Below are 24,755 nucleotides of genomic sequence, written 5' to 3'. Positions count from 1 at the left end.
ATTTCAGCCTTCGGGCACGTGGTGGGGACAGGACGCTCCGCGGGGAGTTTATTTTGCAAAATGAAGGCGATGTCTTGGCACTTTCCCCTGTCGTCTTGCCACTGTAGGGTGACGCTATGAAGTGGAATATCCCCAATATCCTGACGCTCTTGCGTCTTGTCGCGGCCCCGGGTGTGGCTGTGATGTTCTTGTATTTTACGCGTCCCTATGCGGATGCTTTGGCGATGTTCCTGTTTATCGCCGCCGCGGTCACCGATTGGTTTGACGGCTATCTTGCGCGCGCATGGGGGCAGGAAACCAAGCTGGGGACCATGCTGGACCCGATTGCCGACAAGGCGATGGTGGTGATTGCGCTGATGGTGATCGTCGCGTTTTCAAGCTGGTCGCCATGGCTGGTGCTCCCTGCCACCGTGATCTTGTTTCGCGAAGTCTTTGTTTCGGGCCTGCGGGAGTTTCTGGGGGATGTGTCCGGCACCTTGAAGGTCACGGCGCTGGCCAAGTGGAAGACAACCGCGCAGATGGTCGCGATCGCCGTGCTGTTCGGGCAGGGGCTGTTTGAACATTACTTTGGCATGTCGATTTTCGGCATGGATAACGCCTTGGTCGGTGCCATACTCTCTGGCGAGGAAGAGGACGTTCTAGGGCTCACCTGGAAGTTCCACGGGATGATCTGGGCCGGTCGGATCGGGTTGGTGCTGCTTTGGATTGCGGCGGCGCTGACGGCGATCACCGGCTATGATTATCTGCGCAAATCGATGCCCCATCTGGTGGAGCCACGCTGATGAATATCTTGTATTTTGCATGGGTCCGAGAACGTATCGGGCTGCCTCGTGAGAAGGTCGATACGTCGGCGCGCACTGTTCTGGACCTTGTAGAGGAATTGCGCGCGCGTGAAGAGCGCTATGCGGTCGCCTTTTCCGATCTGTCCGGCCTGCGTGTCGCCGTGGATCAGGAACTTGCCGATTTCGATGCCTCTTTGGAAGGGGTGCGCGAAGTGGCGTTTTTCCCGCCGATGACAGGGGGTTGAGATGAAGATCTCGGTTCAGGAAGCGGGTTTTGATCTGGGGCAGGAAAGCCAGGATTTTGCTGCCGGCCATCGGGATATGGGCGCAATCGTGACCTTCACCGGCATCGTGCGCGATCTGCCCGATGATCCGTTGCAGGCAATGGAGATTGAACACTACCCCGGCATGACCGAATTTGCCCTGACCGAGATGGCCGAAACCGCGATGGTGCGGTTTTCGCTGGGGGATGCGCTGGTCATTCACCGCTTTGGCCGACTGCTGCCGGGCGAGATGATCATGATGGTCGCCACCGCTGCGCGCCACCGCAAGGATGCGTTTGAAGCGGCTGAATTCCTGATGGATTACCTGAAGTCGCGCGCGCCCTTCTGGAAGCGCGAGATCACTGCCAAAGGGGCGGATTGGGTTGAATCAAAGGCAGAAGACGAAGACGCGCTGGCCCGGTGGTAAGCGGCACGTCGGCCTTTCAGCTGGCCTGTTGACGATCGATATAGGCGCGCATTTCTTCCGCTTCGTGACGTGCATCGCGCAACCCGTCCATCGCCGCGCGCAGCTCTGCCTCGGTCTGGTTGAGCTGGTTCGTCAGCTCTGCCTCGCGCTGTTGCAGATAGGTGATCGCCTGATCGCGGGTTTCTTCCGCTTCGTGCAATTCCTGGCTCATCCGGTCAAGCTGGGCGACATCGTCGGCCGCCACGCGGGTAAAGCGGTGCAGCAGCCAGTTGGCAAACCATCCAAGGCAGAAAGCGACGAATAGGATAATCGCTGTCGCGATGACAAATTCGGTTCTGCTCATGTTAGTTGCCTTCTTGGGTCTGGTCGGATGGTGTGTCTGTATCGCCTGTATCCGCGCCATTTTCCAGCGCTGTTTCGTCAGAATCTTCCGACGTGCCTTCATTGATCAGCTTAAATTCGATCCGGCGGTTCGCCTCGCGGCCTTCTTCGGTGTCGTTGGAGGCAACGGGCGATTCTTCGCCATAGCCCTTGGCCACGAAGGAGCCGGTGATTACGCGGCGGGCGCGCAGTTCGTTCAGCACCGATTGGGCCCGCGACTGGCTGAGCGCGAGGTTCATTTCCTCGCGGCCCTGGCTGTCGGTATATCCCTGTACCTCAAGTGCTATGTCGCGGCAGTCTTGCAGGATTTCGGCAATTTGATCCATCGTACCGAGCGCCGAGGCGTCAATGGTGGCGCTGCCGGGTTCGAAGTTGATCTTGCCCTTGGCCACAACTTTGCCGATCTCGGCTTCGCATTCCTGCGGGGTGGGCAGGCCCAGAACGGGGTCGAGCTTTTCTTGATAGGCGACTTTGACCTCATAGTCTTTGCCTTCGCCCAGTTTGCCTGCCAACAAGGTTGCGATCTGCGTGCTGGCATCGGGGTTACCGGTGTTGCCCGCGACGCTGACGCTATCGGGGGTCACGATGACCGTGCCGTTGGCGAGCTTGGACAGCGCGTCGAGCGCCGACAACACGCGCGTCGGCCAATCGGCGGGCAGATCATCGACAATCCGCGCGGCGGTATAGACCTTGTCCGAGCCAAAGCTCGCCTTGGCGTAGCTGTCGGCCAATTCGCGCAGCGCGTCGTCTGTCAGACGGCCGCGCAGTTGCACCTGACCTTCGGGCGAGAGCGTGGCGACAAATTCGGGCGGGCCGGCGTCAGGGTCGACGGTTTCGGGCAGGCGGGCATTCAGCGCAAAGACGTCAGGCAGGGCGTTTTCCAGCTCTCCGACGACGCGGTCAAAGACGGCGCGTTCGGTGCCTTCGGCGGCGATCAGGCTGATATCGGCATCGGCAAAGCTGACGGAGCCGCCACCGATCTTGGACAGCGCGCCGATGGCTTTCTCCACGGCTTCCGACCACCGCGGGCTTGGCACGCCAAGACCCACCGTGCAGCGTGCCGACCCCGGTGCGCCAGCCGCAACGGCCGCCTTGAGGATCCGGGCGCTGGCCTGTTCGGTATCCGCGCTGCAGGCGTCAAAGCCGGTGCTGTCTTCCTCGATCTGGAAGCGCAGGGTAAAGGGCGTGATCACCGGGCGCGGCGCGGCGATCTCCAGTGTCACCACCAGCCCGGGAGGGGCCGCACGTTTCAGCTGGTTTTCCAGCCGTGCCTTGGCTTCTGCGCTGTCGGAAATGGCCGTGATCGCCACACGCCCCGCTTCGGCAGAGACTTTGGCACGGGGCAGTTTCTCCATCGCGGAAATGGCGAAACCGAAGGCGTCTTCCCATCCGTCGGGGGCAGGGTAATTCGCTGATTCCAGTAGGTCCGCGACATGATCTTGACCGGCGATGGATTGGAAACGGTCGATGGCCGCATCGCGGTCGGTGGTCGTGGGAATCAGCCCGATGATCGAGACGCCGGAATCATTGCGCAAAATCTCGACCGAGAATTTCGGCGCGGCGATTGCGGCCTGCGCGGTCACATCCATCTGGTCAATCACGCGGGCAGCATCGACGATGGTGCCTGCGGTGCTTAGCGCATTGAACCGCGCGACTTCGTCCGGCGCGGTGCCCGACAGGGTGACCTGCAACCCGTCTGCCTGCACTTCGGCCCATGTCATCTCTTTTGCATCAAGCGCATCACGCACGCCGATCTCGGAGTTTTCCTCGATCAGGGTTACCGAAAAATTCGCAGCCACCAATGAGACGGTCGCAGCGGCGGTAAAGGTCATCGCGATGATCAGGAGTGCAGATAGGCGCATAAGCTCGTTTCTGAAACCGTTAACGTTGGAGCCTTTGATACGCCCGAGGGGACAGGGGTGCAATCACGCCAGCAGGGCTGCGGCAAAAAACACCAGCGGGATCATGCCGGTATCGCGGTTCACACGAAACAGGCGCAAAAGCTTGTCATTGTCGTTGATGTCGATACCACGCAACTGCCACGCCATATGCCACCCCATTGCCCAGGGCCCGCCAAGGGCGATGACCATCGCCAGAAAGGATGCGGAATCGCGCAGGGCAAAGATCACCGCCAGCCCCATCAGGCCCACGGTGGCGATCAGGAAACGGCGCAGCCAATGGCCGGTATTGTCTCCGAACAGGCGGGCTGTGGATTTGACCCCGATCAGGGCGTCATCTTCCTTGTCCTGATGGGCATAGATCGTGTCATAAAAAAGCGTCCACGCGATGCCCGCGACATAGAGCACCACCGCAGGCGCGCCGAGGCTGCCGGTATGGGCGGTCCAGGCCAGCAGCGCGCCCCAGTTAAATGCGATGCCAAGGAAAACCTGCGGCCACCACGTGAAACGTTTGGCAAAAGGGTAAACGGCGACGGGCAGCAGGGCCAGCACACCAAGGGCGATGGCAGCCCCGTTGAAGGTCAACAAAATGCCAAGCGCGATCAGCATCTGGGCGATCATCCATGCCAGCGCACCTTTGACGCTGACCTGACCCGAGGGGATGGGTCGTGACCGCGTACGGGCGACCTTGCCATCGATATGCCGGTCGGTGATGTCGTTCCACGTGCACCCCGCGCCGCGCATCAGCCAGGCACCGGCACCGCAGCCGATGAAAATCCACAGGTCAAACCAGCGCGGTTGCTGGTCAAACAGCATCGCCAGCGTCAGCCCCCACCAGCAGGGCAGCAGCAAAAGCCAGGTGCCAATAGGGCGGTCGGCGCGGCTGAGCCGCAGGTAGGGGCGGGTGAAACGCGGCGCAAAACGGTCGACCCAATTGTCCGCAGGGGCATCGACCACGCGTGTCGCATCATTGCCATCTGGTGTCGGCGAGGTGTCGTACATATATCTGTGCCCATGAACGCGAAAATCAGACTTTATGTAGATCATCCGTTGGGGCAGGGGCAATCCGTTCCTTTGGATAAGGCGCAGGCGCATTATCTCTTTGGCGTGATGCGCCAATCGGTGGGCGCGTCGGTTCTTTTGTTTAATGGCATTGATGGCGAATGGCGCGCCGAGGTCGCCGAGGCGGGTAAACGCGGCGGTGTGCTGGCCTGCGCCGAGCAGACGAAACCGCTGCACATGCCGCCCGACTTGTGGCTGATTTTTGCGCCGATCAAAAAGGCGCGCACGGATTTCATTGTCGAGAAAGCTGCCGAAATGGGGGCGCGGCGCATTGTCCCGGTGCAAAGTGAATTTACCAACGCCGGCCGCGTGCAGCGCGATCGTCTGCAAGCCCACGCGGTCGAGGCAGCGGAGCAATGCGGCGGGACTTTCGTTCCGGAGGTGGCCGATATGGTCCGGCTGGACCGTCTGATCGATCGCTGGGAGTCCGAGCGGTCCTTGATGTTCTGCGACGAGGCGCTGGCGGGCGAGGAAGAGGGGCTCGCATCCGCGCGGCCTGGTCCTTGGGCCATCCTGATTGGACCAGAGGGTGGGTTTTCCGACAGTGAACGCGCGCGTTTGCGCGGGTTGGACTGGTCGCGCCCCGTCGCCTTGGGGCCGCGCATCTTGCGGGCGGATACGGCAGCAGTGGCGGCTATGACCCTGTGGCAAAAGACATTGGGAGATTGGGCGTGAGTGCGGTTTCCGGCACGCGCGTCGGAGTGGGGGTTTCACACCCCCACGCCCCCGTGGAGTTTATCTGGCAAAATGAAGCCTGCACTAGGAGAGCACGATGAGTTTTCTGCGACCTGAGGCGAAGGCTGAACTGTGGCGTTGGCGCGAGGTTCTGGGCGGAATCGCGGTCGCTTTGATCGGGCTTTGGCTGGTGGCGGGGCCGGGGTTGCTGTTGGCGATACCGGGCTATGCGCTGATCCTTGCGGGGGTGATCTTTGTCTGGATCGGCGGGCAGCGTGTGCGGTTTCGCAAGACCGGCCTCGGGGCCGGAGCGGTGCAGGTGGATGAAGGGCAGATCGCCTATTTCGGTCCCCTGACCGGCGGCGTCATCGCGCTACGCGAGATGGAGCGTCTGAGCCTTGAGCGCGGGGCCTATCCGGCGCATTGGAAACTGGAACAGCCTGGACAAAATCCCGTGATGATCCCCGTGGATGCCGCGGGGGCGGACGCGCTTTTTGACGCTTTTGCGGCACTTCCGGGGCTGCGTACCGAAAGAATGTTGGCCGAATTGGCCGATGACAAGACCCTGTCCGTCGTGATTTGGGAGCGGCGTTCGATGCGGCCGGCCTCGACCCTGTTGCATTGACACCCCGTCCAAATCGCACCATCCCTTAGACCACAGAAATTGAACTCGGAGCCACCCCACATGTCTATCCCTCAATCCGGCGGCGGCCCGATCGAAAGTTACGACCAGCTGGTCAACTATCTCGCGGACGGGTGCAAGCCCAAGGAAGATTGGCGCATTGGCACCGAGCACGAGAAATTCGGCTACAACAAAGAGACGCTGCTGCCCTTGCCCTATGAGGGCGATTGTTCGATCCGCGCCATGTTGGAGGGGCTGCGCGACGGCCACGGCTGGGATCCTGTGGAAGAGGGCGGCAAGCTGATCGGGTTGGTCAAGGACGGGGCCAATATCTCGCTCGAGCCGGGCGGTCAGTTGGAGCTGTCGGGCGCGCCCGTCGAAACCATCCACGAGACCTGCGACGAGGTGAATACCCATCTGCGCGAAGTGCGCGATGTGGCGGACCGGATCGGCGCGGGGTTCATTGGCTTGGGCGCGGCACCGGAATGGTCCCACGACCAGATGGATCTGATGCCCAAGGGCCGGTACAAGCTGATGAACGAATATATGACCAAGGTCGGGACTATGGGCCGGGTCATGATGCGTCGGACCTGCACGGTGCAGGTGAACCTTGATTTCGGGTCCGAAGCGGACATGGTGCAAAAGCTGCGCGTGGCGCTGGCCTTGCAACCTGTCGCGACGGCGCTGTTTGCGAATTCGCCGTTTTTCGAAGGCAAGCCCAATGGCCATAAATCATGGCGCAGCCGCGTGTGGCGTGATCTGGATGCGGCGCGTACGGGCATGTTGCCCTGGGTGTTTGAAGACGGCATGGGCTTTGAGCGTTGGGTGGAATATGCGCTCGATGTGCCGATGTATTTTGTCTACCGCGATGGAAAATATATCGATGCCCTGGGGCAGTCTTTCCGCGACTTCCTGAAAGGCAAGCTGCCTGCGCTGCCCGGGGAAATGCCGACGCTGAGCGATTGGGCGGACCACCTGACCACCGCCTTCCCCGAGGCGCGGATCAAGAAATTCATCGAAATGCGCGGTGCTGATGGCGGGCCGTGGCGTCGTCTATGTGCCTTGCCCGCGTTTTGGGTCGGGCTGACTTATGACCAACAGGCGCTGGATGGCGCTTGGGATCTGGTTAAAGGCTGGGATGCCGAAACGCGCGAGGCGCTGCGGGTCGCGGCCTCTGTCGACGGGTTGCAGGCCAAGGTGGGCGGCGTGCGCATGCACGACATCGCGCGCGAGGCCGTGGCCCTGTCCGAACAAGGGCTGAAAGCACGGGCGCGCAGCGGCGCGGGCGGTATGGTCCCGGACGAGACGCATTTCCTGAACGCGCTGAAGGAAAGCATCGAGACCGGCAAGGTCCCCGCGGACGAGCTGCTGGAGGATTATGACGGTAAGTGGAAGGGCGACCTCAGCCGGATCTACGCCGATTATTCTTACTGATCCTCGATGATCAGCCCGCGGACGAAGGCGATGACCTTGGCCGCGGGCATTTCGCAGGGATAAAGACGTGCGCCGCTGGCAAGCGCATAGAGGTTCAGGCTGATATAGTCCGGACCGCCTAATTCCTCGGCAACCAGTTTCCAGCTTTTACCTGAATTAAAGGTGCTTTTTGACCAAACATAGCGGCGGGTTTGATATCTGCCGGTGTGAGTGCCGTCAGGCAGCGCGTGGAACGCGTCCAAAAAGCGCGCGTCTACGGTAGCCGTCACAGGGTCAGTCTTTCTTGGCGCCGATCTTGGGTTCGGTGCCCGCGCGGATGCGTTTGATGTTCTCGCGGTGGCGCCAGAACACCAGCAGGGTCAGCAGGATGCCCAGAAATAACGCGCTGCCGTAGCCCAGGAAGATCATAAAAAAGGTCGATGCCGCGGCGGATGCCAGCCCCCCGATGGACGAGGTGCGGGTGACGGCCATGGCGATCAGCCACGCCAGACAGCAGGCGAGGCCGACGGGCCATGCAAGTGCCAGCAACACACCAAGGAATGTCGCGACACCCTTGCCGCCCTTGAACCCCAGCCAGACCGGATAGCAATGGCCCAGCATCGCGGCCAATGCGGCAATTTGGGCGGCGTCCTCGCCCGCGAAGAGCCGTGCCAGCAGCACCGCAACGGCCCCTTTGCCCCCATCCAGGATCAACGTCAGCGCCGCCGCTTTTTTGGAACCTGTGCGCAGCACATTGGTGGCACCGATATTGCCCGACCCGATGTTGCGCAGATCGCCCAGATTTATCGCGCGGGTTAGCACCATGCCAAAGGGGACCGACCCGATCAGATAGGCCGCAACGGCCCAGAACAGGAGCACGAATAGGGAAGAGTTGATCAGGGGCATATTCAGGAGGCCTTATAGATGCAGGTGCCGGAAACGTAAGTTTCCAAGACCTTACCTTGCATGCGCATCCCGTCAAAGGGGGTGTTGCGCGATTTCGACCGCAAAACCTCGCGGTTCATCACGAAAGGCGCGCCATCATCAAACAGCACCAGATCGGCGGGGGCACCGACGGACATCCGCCCCCCGGGCAGCCCCAGACGTTTCGCAGGGTTGAACGACAGCGCACGCCACAATGTGGCGATGTCGATCATCTCGGAATGGACCAGTCGCAAGGCTGCGGGCAGCAGGGTTTCCAATGCGACGGCCCCCGATGCGGCTTCCTCGAACGGGAGCCGTTTGGATTCCTCGTCCTGCGGGGTGTGCATGGAACAGATGATATCGATCAGGCCAGAGGCCACGGCCTCTACCACGGCGATGCGATCCTCTTCGTCGCGCAGGGGGGGCTTGAGCTTGAAGAAGGTGCGATAGTCGGCCACATCCAGCGCGTTCAGCGTCAGGTGGTGGATGCCGACCCCGGCGGTGATATCCAGACCGTTCTTCTTTGCGCGCTCCAGCGCGGGCAGGGCGCGGGCGGTGGTGATCTGGTCGGCGTGATAGCGGGCACCCGTCATTTCGATCAGGGCGATGTCGCGGTCCAGCCCCATGCGTTCAGCCATGGGCGAGACGGCAGGCAGCCCGCGCAGCGACGCGAATTTACCAGAGGTCACCGCCGCCCCCTTGCTCAGGATGGGTTCCTGCGGGTGCGCGATGACAAGCGCGCCAAGGCTACGGGCATAGGTCAGCGCGCGGGAGAACACTTTGGTATCCGTCACCACGCGATCACAATCGGTAAAGCCCACGGCACCGGCATCCATGAGAAACCCGATCTCTGTCATCTCGCGGCCTTCGCGGCCCTTGGTCAGCGCAGCCATGGGCACGACGTTGACCGGCGCGGCCTCGTTCGCACGGCGGGTGACGAATTCAAGCACTTCGGGGCTGTCGATGGTGGGGTCGGTGTCGGGGCGGGTGACCATTGTCGTGACCCCACCCGCGGCCGCTGCCAGCCCAGCAGAGCGGAAGCTTTCCTTGTGCCGCTCCCCGGGTTCACAAACCTTGACGCCCAGATCGACGATACCGGGGGCCAGGTATTTCCCACGGCAATCCACGACCTGCGCATCCCCGGGGATCGGTGCGGTATCGTCGAGTACCGCCGCGATCTTTCCATCCTCGACCCGAAGCGTGCCGCGGGTGACTGTGCCTGCTTCGGGGTCGATCAGCTGCGCGTTGATAAAATGCAGGGTCATGGAGGGGCCTTCGTCGTTAGGAAAACAGGGGTGCCGCAGGGGCAATCAGAAAGGTCAGGACCCGATCCACACCATCATGCCCGCCACGCCAAAGGCGACAAGCAGGGCAATCATGGCGATACGGCCGGACATCTTGGGATCGGGTTTGGGTTCTTTCACAGCAGCCACCATAGAATAAGACCGATCAGCACGATCACCGCCAAAAGCACGATCATACCGCCGGCACCGCCCTTGGGCGGGGATTTCGGGGTCATATCCGCGGCACCGGTGTAGGGCTGCGCGGAGTCAGCCTCAAGCGGGGTGACGGACATATCGGGCTGCGCCTCGCCATAGGTGCCGATCATCGTCAGTTCGGGGCCAAGGTCCAGCGTCGCTTCCTGCCCGTCAAAGGCCGAGGAGAACAGTAGCAATACATAGCCGTCCAGCGCATCCAATCGCGCGCGGTCGCGGCTGATCTGTTCACGCGGCACCGCATATCCATCACCCAGATAGGAGGCGAGACCCACGCCGGTCAGATCCGACACGGGGAACAGCTCGGCCGCGCCTTCGGGGACAGGGCGGCCCAGCAGTTCAGCAATCAGCGCCTCTTTACTGTCGTTGCGCAGGTCGCGGGCCAATTCGTCAATCGGGCGGTTCACGGCAAACAGGCGGATCTGGCCGATCTCGCCCTTGGGGATTTCGAGTTGTGTCATCGTGTTGCACCTTTGTACGGGGTTACCATCAATGCACTTAATCTGTCGCTGTCTTCGACATATTCAAATCCTAGATGCGCAGCGCGTGCCGGATTGCCCGGCTGTTCATGCCGGATAAAGAAAACCGACGGCGGGCTGGTCGGGCGCAGATCGGGTTTCGTCTCGGCGCTGCGGGAGAAAGCTTTGGCACGGGTGCCGTCGCGGGTCAGTTTGAAAAACAGGGCGCGGTGGTTGGTCAGCGCATAGCGGGTGCGGTGCAGGTCGGTCAGGCGTTTCATCCCGCGCAGCAACGATAGCGCCACCAGCGCGACGATCACCGCCACCACCACCGATTGCGATACGGGCAGGGTGTTGCCCCGCAGCACAAATGCCCCCGCGATCACGGTGCCAATGGCCCCGACAAAGGGGCCGAACAGCTGAAAATTGCGCAGCGACAGCTTGGGGCGGGGGCGCCCTGTCCAGAGCAGCTCTTCCTCGGGTTCAAGCAGGTCTTGCCAAAAACGATCGCTCATGATGCAGCCTCTATCGCTTGGGCAAGGCGGGCCTTGGTCTCTGCCCGGTTCGGCACCAGCGGCAAGGTGATCCGCTGACCGTCGGGCAGGCCAAGACTGATCGACCACAAGGACAGTTTCCCGATCGACCGGATGTCGGTTAGCGGCAGGACCAGCGGCTCTGCTGTATCGGGGGCGTTGATATAGAGCGCACGGTTGGTCAGCCGCCAGACGGTATTGCGGTTGCTGAACCAGATCTGGAATTCCTCAAACACCCACATGTAGAAGACCGCAATCAGGACCGAGGCCAGCAGCCAGGTGATCGGGTCCAGCCAGATGAGCAAGGGCAGCGTGAACAACATGGTCAGCACCGCCAGCGCCACGCACCGCCAAAAGAACGCCCGCGGCGAGATACGCCAGTGCAGCAGGTCCTGTTCTTCGGGCGGGGCTGCGGTCATGCGCTGGCCTTGCGGCTGTCGACAAGGTTGCGCGCCAGCAGGTCCATCGCGGCCATGCGCACGGCGACGCCCATCTCTACCTGATCCTGAATGACGCTGCGGTTGATGTCATCGGCAAGCGTTCCGTCGATCTCTACCCCGCGGTTCATCGGGCCGGGGTGCATCACGATGGCATCGGGCTTGGCATGGGCCAGTTTTTCGGCGTCCAGCCCATATCTGTGATAATACTCACGTTCGCTGGGGATAAAGCCGCCATCCATGCGTTCTTTTTGCAAGCGGAGCATCATCACAACATCAACGTCTTTCAGCCCTTTTTCCATATCATCGAAGACTTCGACGCCGAATTCACCGATTTGCGCGGGCATCAGCGTCGGCGGCGCGATAAGGCGGATGCGGTTCTCCATCTTGCCAAGCAGCATGATGTTGGACCGTGCCACGCGACTATGGGCAATGTCGCCGCAGATGGCGATGGACAGGCGATGCAAGCGGCCCTTGGCGCGGCGGATCGTCAGCGCGTCCAGCAGTGCTTGCGTAGGGTGTTCATGCCGCCCGTCACCCGCATTGAGCACGGCGCAGTTCACCTTCTGCGCCAGCAGATCGACGGCACCGGATTGCGGATGGCGGACCACCAGCAGATCGGGGTGCATGGCGTTCAGCGTCATCGCCGTATCAATCAGGGTTTCACCCTTTTTGATCGAGGACGCCTGCATAGCCATATTCATCACATCCGCCCCCAACCGCTTGCCTGCGATCTCGAAGCTCGCCTGCGTCCGGGTGGAGTTTTCGAAGAACATATTGATCTGTGTCAGCCCGCTCAGCGCGTCGCTGTGTTTATGGGGCTGGCGGTTCAGATCGGCATAGCTGTCGGCCAGATCAAGCAGGGTGGTGATGTCGTCCTGGGACAGGTGTTCAATGCCCAGAAGATGGCGGTGTGCGAAACTCATGACGGGGGACCCCACGTTATTTTTGGCGTTATAGGCGGCGGCGCAGGGCGGGGCAAGTCGTCGGGCGGGGGCATCCGGCCGAGGGGGCCGCGTTGGATTTAAAACCATTTGGAAGTTGGCATTTTTATTGCCGACACCAGCGCGTAAGTTGGGCGCATGGAATCAGTGGATTATCATCAGGCCCTTGCGCTTTTGCATTGGCAGATCGAACTTGGCGCGACCGAGGCGATTTGCGATGCGCCGGTGAACCGCTACGAGGTGCCCGCCGCGGTCGAGAAGCCGAAGGCGCAAAAGGGCAAGAGCGGACCGGTGCCTTTGGCTGCCCAAGGGCCGGACGTGGTGGCAGAGGCGACACAGGCCGCGGCTGGGGCTGCGACGCTGGATGAATTGCGTGCCGCCATGGCCGCCTTCGAGCATTGCGAGCTGAAACGCGGCGCGCGCAAAATGGTTTTCTCGGACGGGACGCCGGGGGCACGGGTGATGATCGTGGGCGAGGCTCCGGGTCGGGACGAAGACCGCGAGGGCCGGCCCTTTGTCGGGCGTGCCGGCGTGTTGCTGGACAAGATGCTCGCGGCCATCGACATGGGGCGCCATCACCAGACGTCGCCTGTCTATATCACCAATGTCTTGCCCTGGCGGCCGCCGCAGAACCGCGATCCGAAGCCGGATGAAATCGCGATGATGAAGCCGTTTCTGGCGCGGCATATCGCTTTGGCCAAGCCCGAGGTATTGGTCATCGTTGGCAATTGGTCCGCGCAGGCATTGCTGGGCAAACGTGGCATCACCCGCTTGCGCGGTCAGTGGACGCAAGCCGAGGGGTTGCCCGCGTTGCCCATGTTCCACCCCGCCTATCTGCTGCGCAGCCCCGAGTTCAAACGCGAGGCCTGGGCCGATTTACTCTCACTGAAAGCGAAATTGACGCATGGTTGATCCCCTCACATTGCTGGCCTTTGTGCCCGCCGCCCTGGCGCTGAACCTGACACCGGGCGCGGATATGATGTTTTGTCTGGGGCAGGGCATGCGCTTTGGTCCGCGCGCCTCGGTTGCGGCAAGTGCGGGGGTCGCCCTTGGCGGTATGGTGCATGTGACCTTGGCGGGGCTTGGCCTTGGTGCGGTGGTGGCGGCGCTGCCGTGGGCGTTTGATGTGATCCGCTGGATCGGGGTTGGCTATCTTTTGTGGCTGGCCGTGCAGACCTGGCGTAGCAGCGGGGCGGCCGCAAATCCCGTGCCTGCGCCGAAATCCGCGTTTCGCAGCGGTTTGATCGTGAACCTGACGAACCCCAAGGTGATCCTTTTCGTGCTGGCCTTTGTCCCGCAGTTCGTCGTGCCAGAAGCGGGGCCGGTTTTGCTGCAGTTTTTGATGCTGGGGTCCGTACTGTCGCTTGGCGGGTTGATCATCAACGCCTTGGTCGGTGTGTTTGCCAGTGGTCTGGGCCGCCGGATGGTGGGGGGCGGGCAGGCGCTGCGCTGGATCAGCAGCGGTATTTTCGTGGCCCTCGCCGCACGCCTTGCAGTATTGGAGCGGACATGAGCCGGATTGACGAGACGATTGATTTTATCCCCGTGCGCATCGCGGTGCTGACGGTATCCGATACCCGCGGTTTGGCCGAAGACAGGTCAGGCGATGTATTGGTCGCGCGCATCGCCGAAGCGGGGCATTTCCTCGCGGCACGCAGCATCATCCGCGATGAGCGCGGCGAGATTGCCGACCAGTTGCGCGACTGGTGTGCCGACCCTGAGATTGACGTGGTGATCAGCACGGGGGGCACAGGGCTGACGGGGCGCGATGTGACGGTCGAGGCACATCGTGATGTCTACGAGAAAGAGATCGATGCATTCGGCACCGTGTTCACGATCGTATCCATGCAGAAGATCGGCACCTCGGCGGTGCAAAGCCGGGCCACCGCTGGCATCGCCCAGGGGACGTATCTCTTTGCGCTGCCCGGGTCTCCGGGGGCGTGCAAGGATGCGTGGGACGAGATTTTGGTCAAGCAGCTCGACTATCGGCACAAGCCCTGCAACTTCGTTGAGATCATGCCGCGTCTGGATGAACACCAACGCCGGAAATAGCAGCTGGGGCGATGAATTTAACCCAATTCCTCCGCGCTGCTTTGCGATGCGCGTGATAAGCCGTGCGCGGCTGTCACAACTGTGATTTTGTTCTGCAGGCCTGCGGGGTAAGCTGGCATGGACGAAATAGGATCGGGGCAAGATGCGTTTTCTACGGCAAAGCATGATCGGGTTGTTTCTGGCAGCGGCGACATTGGGGTTTCTGGTGCTTGCGGCGGACCTCATTGGCGGGGCGGTCCAGCAGCGTCTGACCGACACGCCGCCCGAGCGCGCCCCGCGTGAGCGGGTATTCTCGGTCAATGTGGTGCGTGCGCAGGCTGGGACCGAAGTGCCGGTGCTGCAGAGTTTTGGCGCGGTGCAAAGTCGCCGCACGCTAGAGCTGCGTGCGGCCGTGGGCGGGCGCGTGGTCGAGCTGGCACCGGAATTCGAAGAGGGCGGGCAGGTCACAGCGGGTCAGGTTCTGGTGCGCCTTGACCGGTCGGATGCTTTGGCCGAGGTCGCGCGGGCGCAAAGTGCCGTACGCGATGCAGAGGCAGAGGGGCGCGATGCGGACCGCGCGCTGGCTTTGGGACTGGACGAGCTTGCCGCCGCCGAAGAGCAGGCCGCGCTGCGCACCCGCGCGTTTGACCGCCAGCGTGATCTGGGCGAACGCGGTGTCGGCACCGCGACGGCGACAGAAACGGCGGAGCTTGCTGCCTCAAGCGCACGACAGGCCGTTCTTGCGCGTCGACAGGTGGTGACCCAGACAGAAGCGCGCGTGGATAACGCGGTGCGCTTGTTGTCCAACGCTCAAATTGCGTTGGAGGATGCGCAGCGCGCGCTAAAGGAAACCACGATCACCGCGCCGTTCGATGGGGCGCTAAGCGAAACCTCGGTCGTCGAGGGGCGCTTGGTCTCTGCGAACGAGAGGCTGGCAGAGCTGATTGCGCCGGATGATCTTGAGATTTCCTTCCGCATCTCGACCGCGCAATACGCGCGGCTGCTGGATGCGCAGGGCCGGTTGATCAAGGCAGAGATCACCGCGCGCCTTGATGTCGCGGGCGTGGACCTTGAGGCCCGCGGCCAGATCACCCGCGCGGGGGCCGCTGCGGGCGAGGGGGCCAGCGGGCGTCTGATCTTTGCCGCGTTGACGCAGGCACCGGGGTTCAAACCGGGGGATTTCGCGACGGTACATGTGCGTGAACCTGCGCTGGACGATGTGATCCGCCTGCCAAGCTCTGCCCTTGATGCCACGGGAGCGGTCTTGGTGCTGGATGCGGAGAACCGATTGGAAAGCATTCAGGTCTCTGTTCTGCGCCGCGTGGGCGACGACGTGTTGGTCCGTGGTCCGGTCGAAGGTCGCGACGTGGTCGAGGCGCGGTCGCCCCTGCTGGGGGCCGGTATCGCGGTAAAGCCGTTGCGTCCGGGGGCGGATGAGACCGCGCAGGGAGATGTCCCCAGCATGATCGCCCTGACAGAGGAGCGTCGCGCAAAGCTTGTGGCCTTTATCGAGGGGAATAGCCGCATGCCCCAAAAGGCGAAGGCGCGCGTGCTGGCGCAGCTCGCCGAGCCGCAGGTGCCGGCGCGCATGATCGAACGCCTTGAAAGCCGGATGGGAGGCTAGGGAGATGGCGCGCAGCATGTCCGGTCGTGCAGGGGGAATCCTGTCGTATTTCACCCGTCACCGGACGGCAGCCAACCTGCTGCTTGTGGTGCTGCTGGTCTGCGGGGCGGCCGCTGCGCCGAATATGCGGGCGCAGTTCTTTCCTGATGTGATCATCGACAGCGTGTCGGTCACTACCGTTTGGGAAGGGGCGGGGGCCGACGATGTGGACAGCGCTATCGTGCAGGTGCTTGAACCGGTCTTGCTGGCGGTCGAAGGGGTCGAAAGCTCCACCGCTGCCTCGCGTGAGGGCAGCGGGACCGTCTCGCTCGAGTTCGAGCCCAATTGGGACATGGCCCGCGCCGCGACGGATGTGCAAACGGCGGTGGATTCGGTTACCACACTGCCAGAAGATGCCGAAGATCCGGTGGTCCGGCGTGGTATCTGGCGCGACCGTGTGACCGATGTGGTGATCACCGGCCCGATCAGCGCGGAACAGCTGGGGCGTTTCGCGGATGAATTCGTCACGCGGCTGTTCGCGGCGGGTGTAACGCGCAGCACCATTCAGGGGGTCGCGGCGCCGCAAACCCTGATCGAGGTGCCGTCGACCAGACTGATCCGTCACGACATCACCATGGCCGAAATCGCCGCCGTGATCGCGGCCGAGGTGGACGCCAATCCCGCCGGTGATGTGACAGGTGCCAATGCGCGCGTGCGCACCGGCACCGCGAAGCGTAGCGCGGATGCCCTGTCTCGCGTCGTGTTGCGCAGCAATGCGGACGGGTCGTCATTGCTGGTCGGGGACGTGGCGCGGGTGATCGAGCAGGGCTCCGACCGCGAGGTAGGGTATTTCGTGGGGGATGATCCCGCAATCTCTGTGCGTATTGACCGCTCTGACGGGGGGGATGCCATCGGTATCCAGCACAGCGTCGAAAGCGTCGCGGCGGATATGTCTGTGATGCTTCCCAAGGGCGTGACGATAGAGCTGATCCGCACGCGGGCCGAGGCGATCACCGGGCGATTGGACCTGCTGATTGATAACGGGCTGATGGGGCTCGCACTGGTGGTGGGGTTGCTGTTCCTCTTTCTTAATGCGCGCACGGCCTTTTGGGTGGCCGCGGGCATACCTGCGTCGATGGCCGCGGCGATTGCGCTGATGTATGCGGGAGGGATCACGATCAATATGATCTCTTTGTTCGGGTTGATTATCACGCTTGGCATCGTGGTTGATGATGCGATCGTTGTGGGCGAACACGCGGACTATCGCCACAAAGAGCTGGGCGAGCCCCCCATGCAAGCGGCAGAGAACGCGGCGCGGCGGATGGCGATGCCGGTCTTTGCCGCAACGATGACGACGATCATTGCTTTTTTCGGTCTGCTTGCCGTGGGTGGGCGCTTTGGCAGTCTGATCGGGGATATCCCCCTTACAGTGATTGCCGTGCTGGCCGCGTCACTGGTTGAATGTTTTCTGATCCTGCCGAACCATATGGCCCATGCGATGGCAGCAGGGGCCAAGCAACGGTGGTATGACCTGCCCAGCCGAGTGGTCAATCGCGGGTTTCTTTGGGTGCGCGAACGGCTGTTCCGCCCCTTCATGGCGGGGGTGATCCGCGCGCGCTATGTGGTGCTTGCCGGTGTGGTCGCTGTGCTTGCCTCGCAGGTGGCACTGTTCATCCGTGGTGACGTGCAATGGCGGTTCTTCAATGCGCCGGAACGCGGGTCGGTGACGGGTAATTTTGTCATGGCCGAAGGGGCCACCCGCGCCGATACGCTGGCGATGATGCGCGAAATGCAACGCGCGACAGAGGCGCTGGGCGCGCAATACGCCGAGGAATACGGCACCAACCCCATCGACTATGTGATCGCGCAGATCGGGGGCAATGCGGGGCGCGGTCTGGACGGGGCCGACAGCAAGGACGCCGATCTGCTGGGCGGCATCTCGATCGAGCTGATCGACGCCGACCTGCGCCCCTATTCCAGCTTCGCCTTTGTCGCTGAACTGCAAGACGCGGTGGTCAATCATCCCCTTGCCGAAACCGTCAGCTTTCGCGGCTGGCGGTCGGGTCCCGGGGGGGACGCGCTGGATGTGCAGTTCTACGGCGCTGACACGCAGGTGTTGAAAGCCGCATCACAGGACCTGCAGGATGCCCTGCGGCAATATCCCGAAGTCAGCGCGGTGCAGGATAATCTGGCCTATGACAAGGAAGAGTTGATCCTTGATCTGACGCCGCAGGGACAGGCGCTTGGGTTCACGATTGATACCTTGGGGCGGGTGCTGCGCCACCGTCTGGGCGGGATCGAGGCGGCGACCTATCCCGACGGCCCACGATCGGCGACAATCCGGGTTGAACTGCCCGAGGGAGAGCTGACCGCGGATTTCCTTGAACGGACGCTGATGCGCACGCCGGACGGGCAATATGTACCGCTGGCCGATATCGTCAGCGTGGACCGACGCACCGGCTTCAGCACGGTCCGTCGCGAGAATGGCATCCGTCTGATTTCGGTCACGGGCGACATATCAGAGGATGACCCCGCCCGCGCGAGCGAGATCACGACGGCCCTGCGCGAGGATATCCTGCCGCGCATCGCCTCTGAACGGCAGGTGGATTTCCGCATCGGCGGGTTGAGCGAGCAGGAAGGTACGTTTCTGTCGGATGCGCTGACCGGCCTGATCCTTGTGCTGACGGGCATCTACCTTGTTCTCGCTTGGGTTTTTGGCAGTTGGACGCGGCCCATGGTGGTGATGGCGGTGATCCCCTTTGGTCTGGTCGGCACAATCTACGGGCACGCCCTGTGGGAGGTGCCGCTGAGCATGTTCACGGTCGTGGGCCTGCTGGGGATGACAGGGATCATCATCAACGATTCCATTGTTCTGGTGGGTACGATTGACGAATACGGAGCCACCCGTGGGGTGATCCCGTCGATCATCGATGGTGCGGCGGACCGGTTGCGGCCGGTGATGCTGACCACGCTGACAACCGTCCTTGGCATGGCGCCGCTGCTCTATGAGCAAAGCCAGCAGGCGCAGTTCCTGAAGCCCACGGTGATCACGCTGGTCTATGGTTTGGGTTTTGGCATGTTTCTGGTGTTGCTGGTCGTGCCTGCGCTGGTCGCGGCGCAGCATGATATCGGTCGCCAGATCCGGGCGATGCGTCGGGCCATGCGGGCACGGGCAGGGGGGCTGCGCTTTGGCATTCTGGCGCTTTGGGTGCTGGTGGTGCTGTGGGGCGGGGCCACGCTGGGGTGGGTTGCGGTGATGGGCGGCTTGCATCCCGCACTGGTCGAGCTGCTGCCTGAGCTCGGGGCGATGGCCCCGCGCAGCGCGGCGCTGCTGCTGTTCCTGGCCGGGGCGGCTTTGATCGCGCTGGTGGGCTATATCGTCGGCGCGGTGGCGTTGCTGCTGTCGCGCCGCAAACGGGCCGTGTGATCAGCCCGCATTGCATCCCACAATATCGACGGCCTGCTTGCTGCCCAAGACCGTCATGCGGATATGCGACCGGTTCAGTGCCACGGGGCCGCCGCTGACGTGACCCACGTCCACCCGCGCATGTAGGACGTTGCCCTTGCGGGTGGTATCTGCCTCGCTGACCCAGAGATCTGGGTTGCCGGTTTCGATCACCACCAGCTCTTGCCCGCCCGCGGGGGGAAGGGTGATCGCGGCATCCAGGGTCAGGTCCGCGCCTGCCATACCGATGGTGCAGGTCACGTCTTTCACACGGGCCTCTTTCGCCGAAAACGGCCGCTGCGCCAATGAGGCCGCAATCGCTGGATCGGCGTGGGTTGTGGTGGTGTCGATCACGCCGCTCAGCTCAAGCGAGGCGGGCACGCAGATGTCGCTGCACACGCCCAGATCAATGGTGGTCTGGACCGTGACTGGGGCCCCTTTGTCGGGTACGCTGATCCGCAGCGGCAACACGACCTGATCCTTATACCCGATCGTGGTCAGATTGGGTTCGCGGAACACCGTGGGCGCGGGCCATTCCACGGCCACCGCCGACAGGTTGCGCGAGCCGGACCAGTCGAAGCTGGGCGGGATACCCATGTCACCGGGCGCGCGCCAGTAGGTCTTCCAGCCCGGCTCCACCGTCATGCGGATCGCGGCCATACGGTTGCCATCGGGCAGTACCCAGCCTTGCAGGATTTCCCCGTGGATAACTTCCATTGCAGAAGCGGGCAGCGGGGCGATAAGGGCAGCGGCCATCAGGCCAAGAATTTTTCTGGTCATGGCGCTTTCATGGGCCATCTGCCCCCCGTTTGCCAAGTCACGTTTGCATTATGATGTGTTGCAGTCGCGGGGGTTGAAAGCCGCAGGGGCGCAGGTCATGCTATTGTGATGACGCATAAGGACGACAGCATGAAAATGGATCTGACCGGCCAGCTTTTGGTGGCGATGCCCGGCATGGGGGATCCTCGGTTTGATCATTCGGTGATCTTTATCTGCTCGCATGATGACGAAGGCGCGATGGGGTTGATCGTCAATAAACCTGCCGCTGATCTGAAGCTTGGCGATGTGCTTGACCGGCTCAGCGATGTGGATATGGACGATGTTTCCGGTCTGGGGGTGCATGTGGGTGGCCCCGTCGAGACAGAGCGCGGATTTGTCCTACACAGCGCCGAATACCGGTCCGTGATGCAGACGACGGATATCGCGGACGGGGTGGCGATGACCGCGACGCTGGACATCCTCGAAGACATTGCCCGCGGCAAGGGGCCGCGTCGGGCGATGTTGATGCTGGGCTATGCCGGTTGGGCCGCGGGCCAGCTAGAGGCTGAGATTGCCCAGAACGGCTGGCTGACCTGCCAAGGCGATAGCGCTATCCTGTTCGACCTGCCCGATGCGCGCAAATGGGAAGCGGCACTGACCTCTATCGGGGTGGACCCTTTGGGGCTCAGCGCGACAGCAGGGCGCGCCTGACTTGCGAGGATCTGCGGGGCAAAAGCCCTAACGCGGTGCCGCCGCTCGGCGCAAACGGTCATTGATGGCACGGCCCAGACCGGTTTCAGGGATCGGGGCCACCGCAATCGGCTTTCGCAGCCGGTCAAGCGCGTGCAGTCGGTCAAACAGATGCGCCGCCGCTTCCACCAGATCGCCGCTGGCCGATAGGGTCAGGTCATCCGGCCCGCTCCCGCTTGCCGCGCCAAAGCCTAGGTAAACCTCCTCATCCGTCGCCGCTTGGGCGTTCAGACGCACGCTGGCATGGGGCGCGTAGTGAGACGCGAGCTGACCGGGGGCGATAATCTCTGCCCCGTCGGCCACATCCAGCGGTGCGCCAAGAGCTGCCTCTATCGCCTCCGACGGCAGCCCGCCTGCGCGCAACAACGTCGGGCGGGGCTGGTTCAGGCCGATGATGGTGCTTTCCAGACCCACGGTGCAGGGGCCGTCATCAACCACAGCGGCGATCCGCCCCCCCAGCCCCGACAGAACATGTTGCGCCGTCGTGGCGCTGATCTTGCCCGAGGGGTTGGCCGAGGGGGCCGCCACCGGACCGCCAAGCGCACGCAGAATGGCGCGGGCCGTGGGGTGCGCGGGCACGCGGATGCCGACGCTGTCCAGCCCCGCCGTCACCAGCGACGATAGCCCGTGCCCGTCGGCCAGAGGCAGCACGAGTGTCATCGGACCGGGCCAGAAGGCGCTTGCCAAAATCTCGACGGTGTCGGACCAGCGCCCGTAACGCCGTGCTTGGTCCACATCGGCGACATGGATGATCAGCGGGTTGAAGCTGGGCCGCCCCTTGGCTTCGTAGATGCCCGCTACCGCCGTCCCGTTACGCGCATCCGCCCCCAGACCATAGACCGTTTCAGTCGGCAGCGCGACCAATGCGCCTTGCTGCAGCAGGGTGGCGGCGTGGGCAATGCCGGAAGGGTCGGCTGGAAGAATCTCGGTCATTGGCTTCTCTCACGGGGGATGACGCCGCGTTTTGGGTTGCGGTGCGCAGGCTTGAGCGACATTCTCGCCGCAACAGCCCGGAGTATCGCCTTGGGCTTATCAGGTCGCTGTTCGGTTTGCCAAGCAGACGAACGCGTTAATGGAGGAAAACTATGCCCTATCGCGCCCCTGTCGAAGATTTTGCCTTTCTGTTTGATCATGTCGTAGGGCTGGACGCTGTGCGTCAGACCGACCGCTTCGAGGACGCCAGCGAAGACGTCACCCGCGCGATCCTCGAAGAGGCAGGCAAGATGACCAATGACGTTCTGGCCCCGCTGCAACGCGCCGGCGACCAGAGCCCTGCCAAGCTTGAAAACGGCGTCGTGCGCACCTCGCCCGGTTTTGCCGACGGGTTCAAGGCCGTGGCCGAAGGCGGCTGGATCGGCATGTCCGCCGACCCCGAATTCGGCGGCATGGGCCTGCCCATGACCCTGACGACCGCCGTCAACGAAATGATGAGCGGCGCCTGCCTGTCCCTGCAACTTGCCCCCTTGATGAGCCAGGGTCAGATCGAAGCGCTTGAGCATCACGCCAGCGACGCGATCAAGGAGCTGTACCTGCCCAAGCTGATCAGCGGCGAATGGACCGGCACGATGAACCTGACCGAACCGCAAGCGGGGTCGGACGTGGGGGCGCTGGCGACCAAGGCCGAAGACAATGGCGACGGCACCTATGCGATCTCGGGTCAGAAGGTCTATATCACCTGGGGCGACAACGACTTTGGCGGCAACATCTGCCACCTTGTCCTGGCGCGTCTGCCCGGTGCGCCTGCGGGCACCAAAGGCATCAGCCTGTTCCTTGTGCCGAAATACCTGCCCAATGACGACGGCAGCCTTGGCAATGCCAATAGCCTCAAGGTGGTGAGCCTTGAGCACAAGCTGGGGATTCACGGGTCTCCGACATGCGTGATGCAATATGACAAGGCGACCGGCTGGCTGGTCGGGCCCGAGCAAGGCGGCATGGCGGCGATGTTCACAATGATGAACAACGCGCGGCTTGGCGTCGGCGGGCAGGGCATCGGCATCGCCGAAGCGGCCTATCAGCACGCGCTGGCCTATGCGCTGGACCGTAAACAGGGCAAGACATCGCGCCCTGACGGCACCGGCACCATCGTGGACCACGCCGATGTGCGCCGCATGCTGATGACGATGAAGGCCGAAACCTTTGCAGCTCGCGCCATCGCGCTGTGCTGTGCCAAGGCCATCGACATGACAAACGCCACCGGTCAGGCCGAGTGGAAAGCCCGCGCGGCCTTCCTGACCCCGATCGCCAAGGCTTTTGGCACTGACACCGGCATGGCCGTCGCTGAGATGGGCGTTCAGGTCCACGGTGGCATGGGCTTTATCGAAGAAACCGGTGCCGCGCAGTACAGCCGCGACGTGCGTGTGACCGCCATTTACGAAGGCACCAATGGCATTCAGGCGATGGATCTGGTCGCGCGCAAGATGATGGACGGGGGCGAGGCCGCGAACCGTTTGCTGGACGAGATCGAGGCAGACGCCGAAGCCGCCCGCGACGTTTTCCCGAATATGACGGATGCCCTGTGGCAAGCATCGGAAACCCTGCGCGAGGCGACCGACTGGCTGACCGAGCAATCGAACATGGACACGCGCTTTGCCGGAGCGGTGCCGTATCTGCGGGCCTTTGCACGGGTGCTTGGCGCGCATATGCACCTCAAGGCGGCGCTGGCCGATAAGGGCGGGCCGCGCGAAAAGCTGGCGCGGTTCTACATCCTGCGTCTGTTGCCGGAACACGTTGGCCTGCTGGCCCATGCCCAAGCGGGCGAGGCTGATCTTTTCGCGCTTTCCGCTGACGAACTGGCCGCCTGATGCCTGATACCGCACCCACCGGATTACGTTTCCCCTGGGAGACGCCGCCTGCCCATGATGCGGCGATAGAGGTCGCCCCCGGCGTGCTTTGGCTGCGTCTGCCGCTGCCGATGAAGCTGGATCACGTCAACGTCTATGCCTTTGACGAAGGCGACAGCTGGACGATCATCGACACGGGGTTCGCGTCGAAAAAGTCCAAGGCGCTGTGGACGGATCTGATCGCGGGGCCCTTGGGCGGCAAGCCGGTGTCGCGGGTGATCGTGACCCACCACCACCCCGATCACATCGGGTTGGCGGGCTGGTTCCAGACCGAGCACGGGGCAGAGCTGGTGACGACGCGCACCGCGTGGTTGACCGCGCGAATGCTGACCCTCGACCCGCAAGAGGCACCGCCAGCCGAGACTTTGGCTTTCTACAAACTGTCGGGGATGGATGCCGCGCTGTACGAGAAACGCGCCTCCGAGCGGCCATTCAACTTTGCCGACATCGTCTCGCCTCTGCCGCTTGGCTTTACGCGGATCAAACAGGGCGACGAGATCACCATCGGGGGGCGTGTGTTTGACGTGCATATGGGCAATGGCCACGCCCCCGAACACGCCACCTTCTGGAGCCGTGATGACAATCTGGTGATAGCTGGCGATCAGATCCTGTCGTCCATCAGCCCTAACGTCGGGGTCTATGCCACCGAACCCATGGCCGACCCTATTGGCGAATGGATCGAGGCCTGTGACCGTCTGTCATTGCTGGCGCGCGAGGATCATCTGGTGCTTGGCGGGCACAAGCTGCCCTTCACCGGTCTGCCCACCCGCATGCGCCAGTTGATAGAGAATCACCACAGCGCCCTGCGCCGTCTGGAAAAGGCGATTGCAGAGCCGAAGTCGGCGTCTGAATGTTTCTCGACCCTGTTCAAGCGCAACATTGGCGAAGGCGAATACGGTCTGGCGCTGGTTGAAGCGGTCGCCCATCTCAGCCATCTTTACCAAACGGGCCGTGCCACACGCAGCTTGCGGGCGCTGGACGGGGCTTGGGTGTATCAATCAAAGGGCTGACC

General features: G+C 62.7%; 26 protein-coding genes. 14 read left to right on the top strand and 12 right to left on the bottom strand.

Annotated features, from left to right (window positions below):
• Positions 1-116 precede the first annotated feature (116 nt).
• From pgsA to SJY36_RS12600, 3 genes are read left to right on the top strand one after another with little or no spacing between them, the layout of a single operon-like run.
• Positions 117-782 carry a CDP-diacylglycerol--glycerol-3-phosphate 3-phosphatidyltransferase gene (pgsA, locus tag SJY36_RS12610; RefSeq protein ID WP_005849692.1) on the top strand — a complete coding sequence of 222 codons (666 nt, stop codon included), beginning with the start codon at positions 117-119 and terminating at the stop codon, positions 780-782.
• Entirely contained in the window at positions 782-1,027 is a 246-nt protein-coding gene (gene moaD, locus SJY36_RS12605) for a molybdopterin converting factor subunit 1 (protein WP_064215838.1), read from the top strand. The genes pgsA and moaD overlap by 1 nt, the downstream gene beginning before the upstream one ends.
• 1 nt (position 1,028) lies before the next feature.
• Positions 1,029-1,472 carry a molybdenum cofactor biosynthesis protein MoaE gene (locus SJY36_RS12600; protein ID WP_386175581.1) on the top strand — a complete coding sequence of 148 codons (444 nt, stop codon included), beginning with the start codon at positions 1,029-1,031 and terminating at the stop codon, positions 1,470-1,472.
• 16 nt (positions 1,473-1,488) lie between these two features.
• Here SJY36_RS12600 and SJY36_RS12595 read toward each other — a convergent pair whose 3' ends face one another.
• The 3 genes from SJY36_RS12595 to ubiA all read right to left on the bottom strand — a co-directional run bounded on the left by SJY36_RS12595 (position 1,489) and on the right by ubiA (position 4,753).
• On the bottom strand, positions 1,489-1,815 hold the full coding sequence (locus tag SJY36_RS12595) for a hypothetical protein (RefSeq protein ID WP_005849689.1): 327 nt from the start codon (positions 1,813-1,815) through the stop codon (positions 1,489-1,491).
• Between the two features lies 1 nt (position 1,816).
• Positions 1,817-3,715, bottom strand: coding sequence for an OmpA family protein (locus tag SJY36_RS12590; protein WP_386175578.1), 1,899 nt, complete (start codon positions 3,713-3,715; stop codon positions 1,817-1,819).
• Positions 3,716-3,778: 63 nt separating this feature from the next.
• Positions 3,779-4,753, bottom strand: a complete 975-nt coding sequence (gene ubiA / locus SJY36_RS12585; protein ID WP_289082744.1) for a 4-hydroxybenzoate octaprenyltransferase — start codon at positions 4,751-4,753, stop codon at positions 3,779-3,781.
• Positions 4,754-4,765: 12 nt separating this feature from the next.
• Here ubiA and SJY36_RS12580 point away from each other — a divergent pair, with 12 nt between their 5' ends.
• The 3 genes from SJY36_RS12580 (at position 4,766) to SJY36_RS12570 (ending at position 7,544) form a co-directional block, all read left to right on the top strand.
• On the top strand, positions 4,766-5,488 hold the full coding sequence (locus tag SJY36_RS12580) for a 16S rRNA (uracil(1498)-N(3))-methyltransferase (RefSeq protein WP_386175575.1): 723 nt from the start codon (positions 4,766-4,768) through the stop codon (positions 5,486-5,488).
• Positions 5,489-5,585: 97 nt separating this feature from the next.
• The gene (locus SJY36_RS12575) at positions 5,586-6,113 is read left to right on the top strand and encodes a hypothetical protein (RefSeq protein WP_005849675.1); all 528 of its coding nucleotides are present in this window, start codon (positions 5,586-5,588) and stop codon (positions 6,111-6,113) included.
• 60 nt (positions 6,114-6,173) lie between these two features.
• Positions 6,174-7,544 carry a glutamate--cysteine ligase gene (locus SJY36_RS12570; protein ID WP_037944812.1) on the top strand — a complete coding sequence of 457 codons (1,371 nt, stop codon included), beginning with the start codon at positions 6,174-6,176 and terminating at the stop codon, positions 7,542-7,544.
• Here SJY36_RS12570 and SJY36_RS12565 read toward each other — a convergent pair.
• The 7 genes from SJY36_RS12565 to SJY36_RS12535 all read right to left on the bottom strand — a co-directional run bounded on the left by SJY36_RS12565 (position 7,538) and on the right by SJY36_RS12535 (position 12,297).
• The gene (locus tag SJY36_RS12565; RefSeq protein WP_037944810.1) at positions 7,538-7,813 is read right to left on the bottom strand and encodes a hypothetical protein; all 276 of its coding nucleotides are present in this window, start codon (positions 7,811-7,813) and stop codon (positions 7,538-7,540) included. The genes SJY36_RS12570 and SJY36_RS12565 overlap by 7 nt on opposite strands.
• Positions 7,814-7,817: 4 nt before the next feature.
• Complete coding sequence (gene plsY / locus SJY36_RS12560) at positions 7,818-8,429, bottom strand: glycerol-3-phosphate 1-O-acyltransferase PlsY (protein ID WP_386175572.1); 612 nt, start codon at positions 8,427-8,429, stop codon at positions 7,818-7,820.
• Between the two features lie 2 nt (positions 8,430-8,431).
• Positions 8,432-9,712: a dihydroorotase gene (gene pyrC / locus SJY36_RS12555; RefSeq protein WP_005849668.1), complete on the bottom strand. Its 1,281-nt coding sequence runs from the start codon at positions 9,710-9,712 to the stop codon at positions 8,432-8,434.
• 155 nt (positions 9,713-9,867) lie between these two features.
• Positions 9,868-10,404 (bottom strand): hypothetical protein, encoded by a 537-nt coding sequence (locus SJY36_RS12550; RefSeq protein WP_243250663.1) that lies wholly within the window; start codon positions 10,402-10,404, stop codon positions 9,868-9,870.
• Positions 10,401-10,916, bottom strand: coding sequence for a hypothetical protein (locus tag SJY36_RS12545; RefSeq protein WP_322343286.1), 516 nt, complete (start codon positions 10,914-10,916; stop codon positions 10,401-10,403). The genes SJY36_RS12550 and SJY36_RS12545 overlap by 4 nt, the downstream gene beginning before the upstream one ends.
• On the bottom strand, positions 10,913-11,353 hold the full coding sequence (locus SJY36_RS12540) for a hypothetical protein (protein ID WP_064215845.1): 441 nt from the start codon (positions 11,351-11,353) through the stop codon (positions 10,913-10,915). Before SJY36_RS12540 ends, SJY36_RS12545 begins: the two co-directional genes overlap by 4 nt.
• On the bottom strand, positions 11,350-12,297 hold the full coding sequence (locus SJY36_RS12535) for an aspartate carbamoyltransferase catalytic subunit (protein ID WP_386175568.1): 948 nt from the start codon (positions 12,295-12,297) through the stop codon (positions 11,350-11,352). Before SJY36_RS12535 ends, SJY36_RS12540 begins: the two co-directional genes overlap by 4 nt.
• Positions 12,298-12,453: 156 nt before the next feature.
• Here SJY36_RS12535 and SJY36_RS12530 point away from each other — a divergent pair, with 156 nt between their 5' ends.
• The 5 genes from SJY36_RS12530 to SJY36_RS12510 all read left to right on the top strand — a co-directional run bounded on the left by SJY36_RS12530 (position 12,454) and on the right by SJY36_RS12510 (position 19,376).
• Positions 12,454-13,227, top strand: a complete 774-nt coding sequence (locus tag SJY36_RS12530) for a uracil-DNA glycosylase family protein (protein WP_005849657.1) — start codon at positions 12,454-12,456, stop codon at positions 13,225-13,227.
• Positions 13,220-13,828: a LysE family translocator gene (locus SJY36_RS12525; RefSeq protein WP_005849655.1), complete on the top strand. Its 609-nt coding sequence runs from the start codon at positions 13,220-13,222 to the stop codon at positions 13,826-13,828. Before SJY36_RS12530 ends, SJY36_RS12525 begins: the two co-directional genes overlap by 8 nt.
• Entirely contained in the window at positions 13,825-14,367 is a 543-nt protein-coding gene (gene moaB / locus SJY36_RS12520) for a molybdenum cofactor biosynthesis protein B (protein WP_386175563.1), read from the top strand. The genes SJY36_RS12525 and moaB overlap by 4 nt, the downstream gene beginning before the upstream one ends.
• A gap of 142 nt (positions 14,368-14,509) precedes the next feature.
• Positions 14,510-15,970: an efflux RND transporter periplasmic adaptor subunit gene (locus SJY36_RS12515; RefSeq protein ID WP_386175560.1), complete on the top strand. Its 1,461-nt coding sequence runs from the start codon at positions 14,510-14,512 to the stop codon at positions 15,968-15,970.
• Between the two features lie 4 nt (positions 15,971-15,974).
• Positions 15,975-19,376, top strand: a complete 3,402-nt coding sequence (locus SJY36_RS12510) for an efflux RND transporter permease subunit (RefSeq protein WP_386175557.1) — start codon at positions 15,975-15,977, stop codon at positions 19,374-19,376.
• Here the strand turns inward: SJY36_RS12510 and SJY36_RS12505 are convergent, their stop codons facing one another.
• The gene (locus tag SJY36_RS12505; RefSeq protein ID WP_386175554.1) at positions 19,377-20,174 is read right to left on the bottom strand and encodes a protein-disulfide reductase DsbD domain-containing protein; all 798 of its coding nucleotides are present in this window, start codon (positions 20,172-20,174) and stop codon (positions 19,377-19,379) included.
• 108 nt (positions 20,175-20,282) lie between these two features.
• Between SJY36_RS12505 and SJY36_RS12500 the strand changes: the two genes are divergently transcribed.
• The gene (locus tag SJY36_RS12500; protein ID WP_235602557.1) at positions 20,283-20,864 is read left to right on the top strand and encodes a YqgE/AlgH family protein; all 582 of its coding nucleotides are present in this window, start codon (positions 20,283-20,285) and stop codon (positions 20,862-20,864) included.
• Positions 20,865-20,891: 27 nt separating this feature from the next.
• Here the strand turns inward: SJY36_RS12500 and SJY36_RS12495 are convergent, their stop codons facing one another.
• On the bottom strand, positions 20,892-21,836 hold the full coding sequence (locus SJY36_RS12495; protein WP_386175551.1) for an L-threonylcarbamoyladenylate synthase: 945 nt from the start codon (positions 21,834-21,836) through the stop codon (positions 20,892-20,894).
• Between the two features lie 152 nt (positions 21,837-21,988).
• Between SJY36_RS12495 and SJY36_RS12490 the strand changes: the two genes are divergently transcribed.
• Both SJY36_RS12490 and SJY36_RS12485 read left to right on the top strand, forming a co-directional pair.
• Positions 21,989-23,704, top strand: coding sequence for an acyl-CoA dehydrogenase (locus SJY36_RS12490; protein ID WP_386175548.1), 1,716 nt, complete (start codon positions 21,989-21,991; stop codon positions 23,702-23,704).
• A complete protein-coding gene (locus tag SJY36_RS12485; protein WP_005849639.1) occupies positions 23,704-24,753 on the top strand; it encodes an MBL fold metallo-hydrolase in 1,050 nt (349 codons plus the stop codon). Before SJY36_RS12490 ends, SJY36_RS12485 begins: the two co-directional genes overlap by 1 nt.
• The last annotated feature ends 2 nt before the right edge of the window (positions 24,754-24,755 follow it).

Source organism: Sulfitobacter sp. R86518 (genome assembly GCF_042466275.1).
Taxonomy (GTDB): domain Bacteria; phylum Pseudomonadota; class Alphaproteobacteria; order Rhodobacterales; family Rhodobacteraceae; genus Sulfitobacter; species Sulfitobacter pontiacus.
The sequence above is the reverse complement of the archived record's forward strand: the minus strand, read 5'-3'. Positions and strand labels throughout refer to the sequence as shown.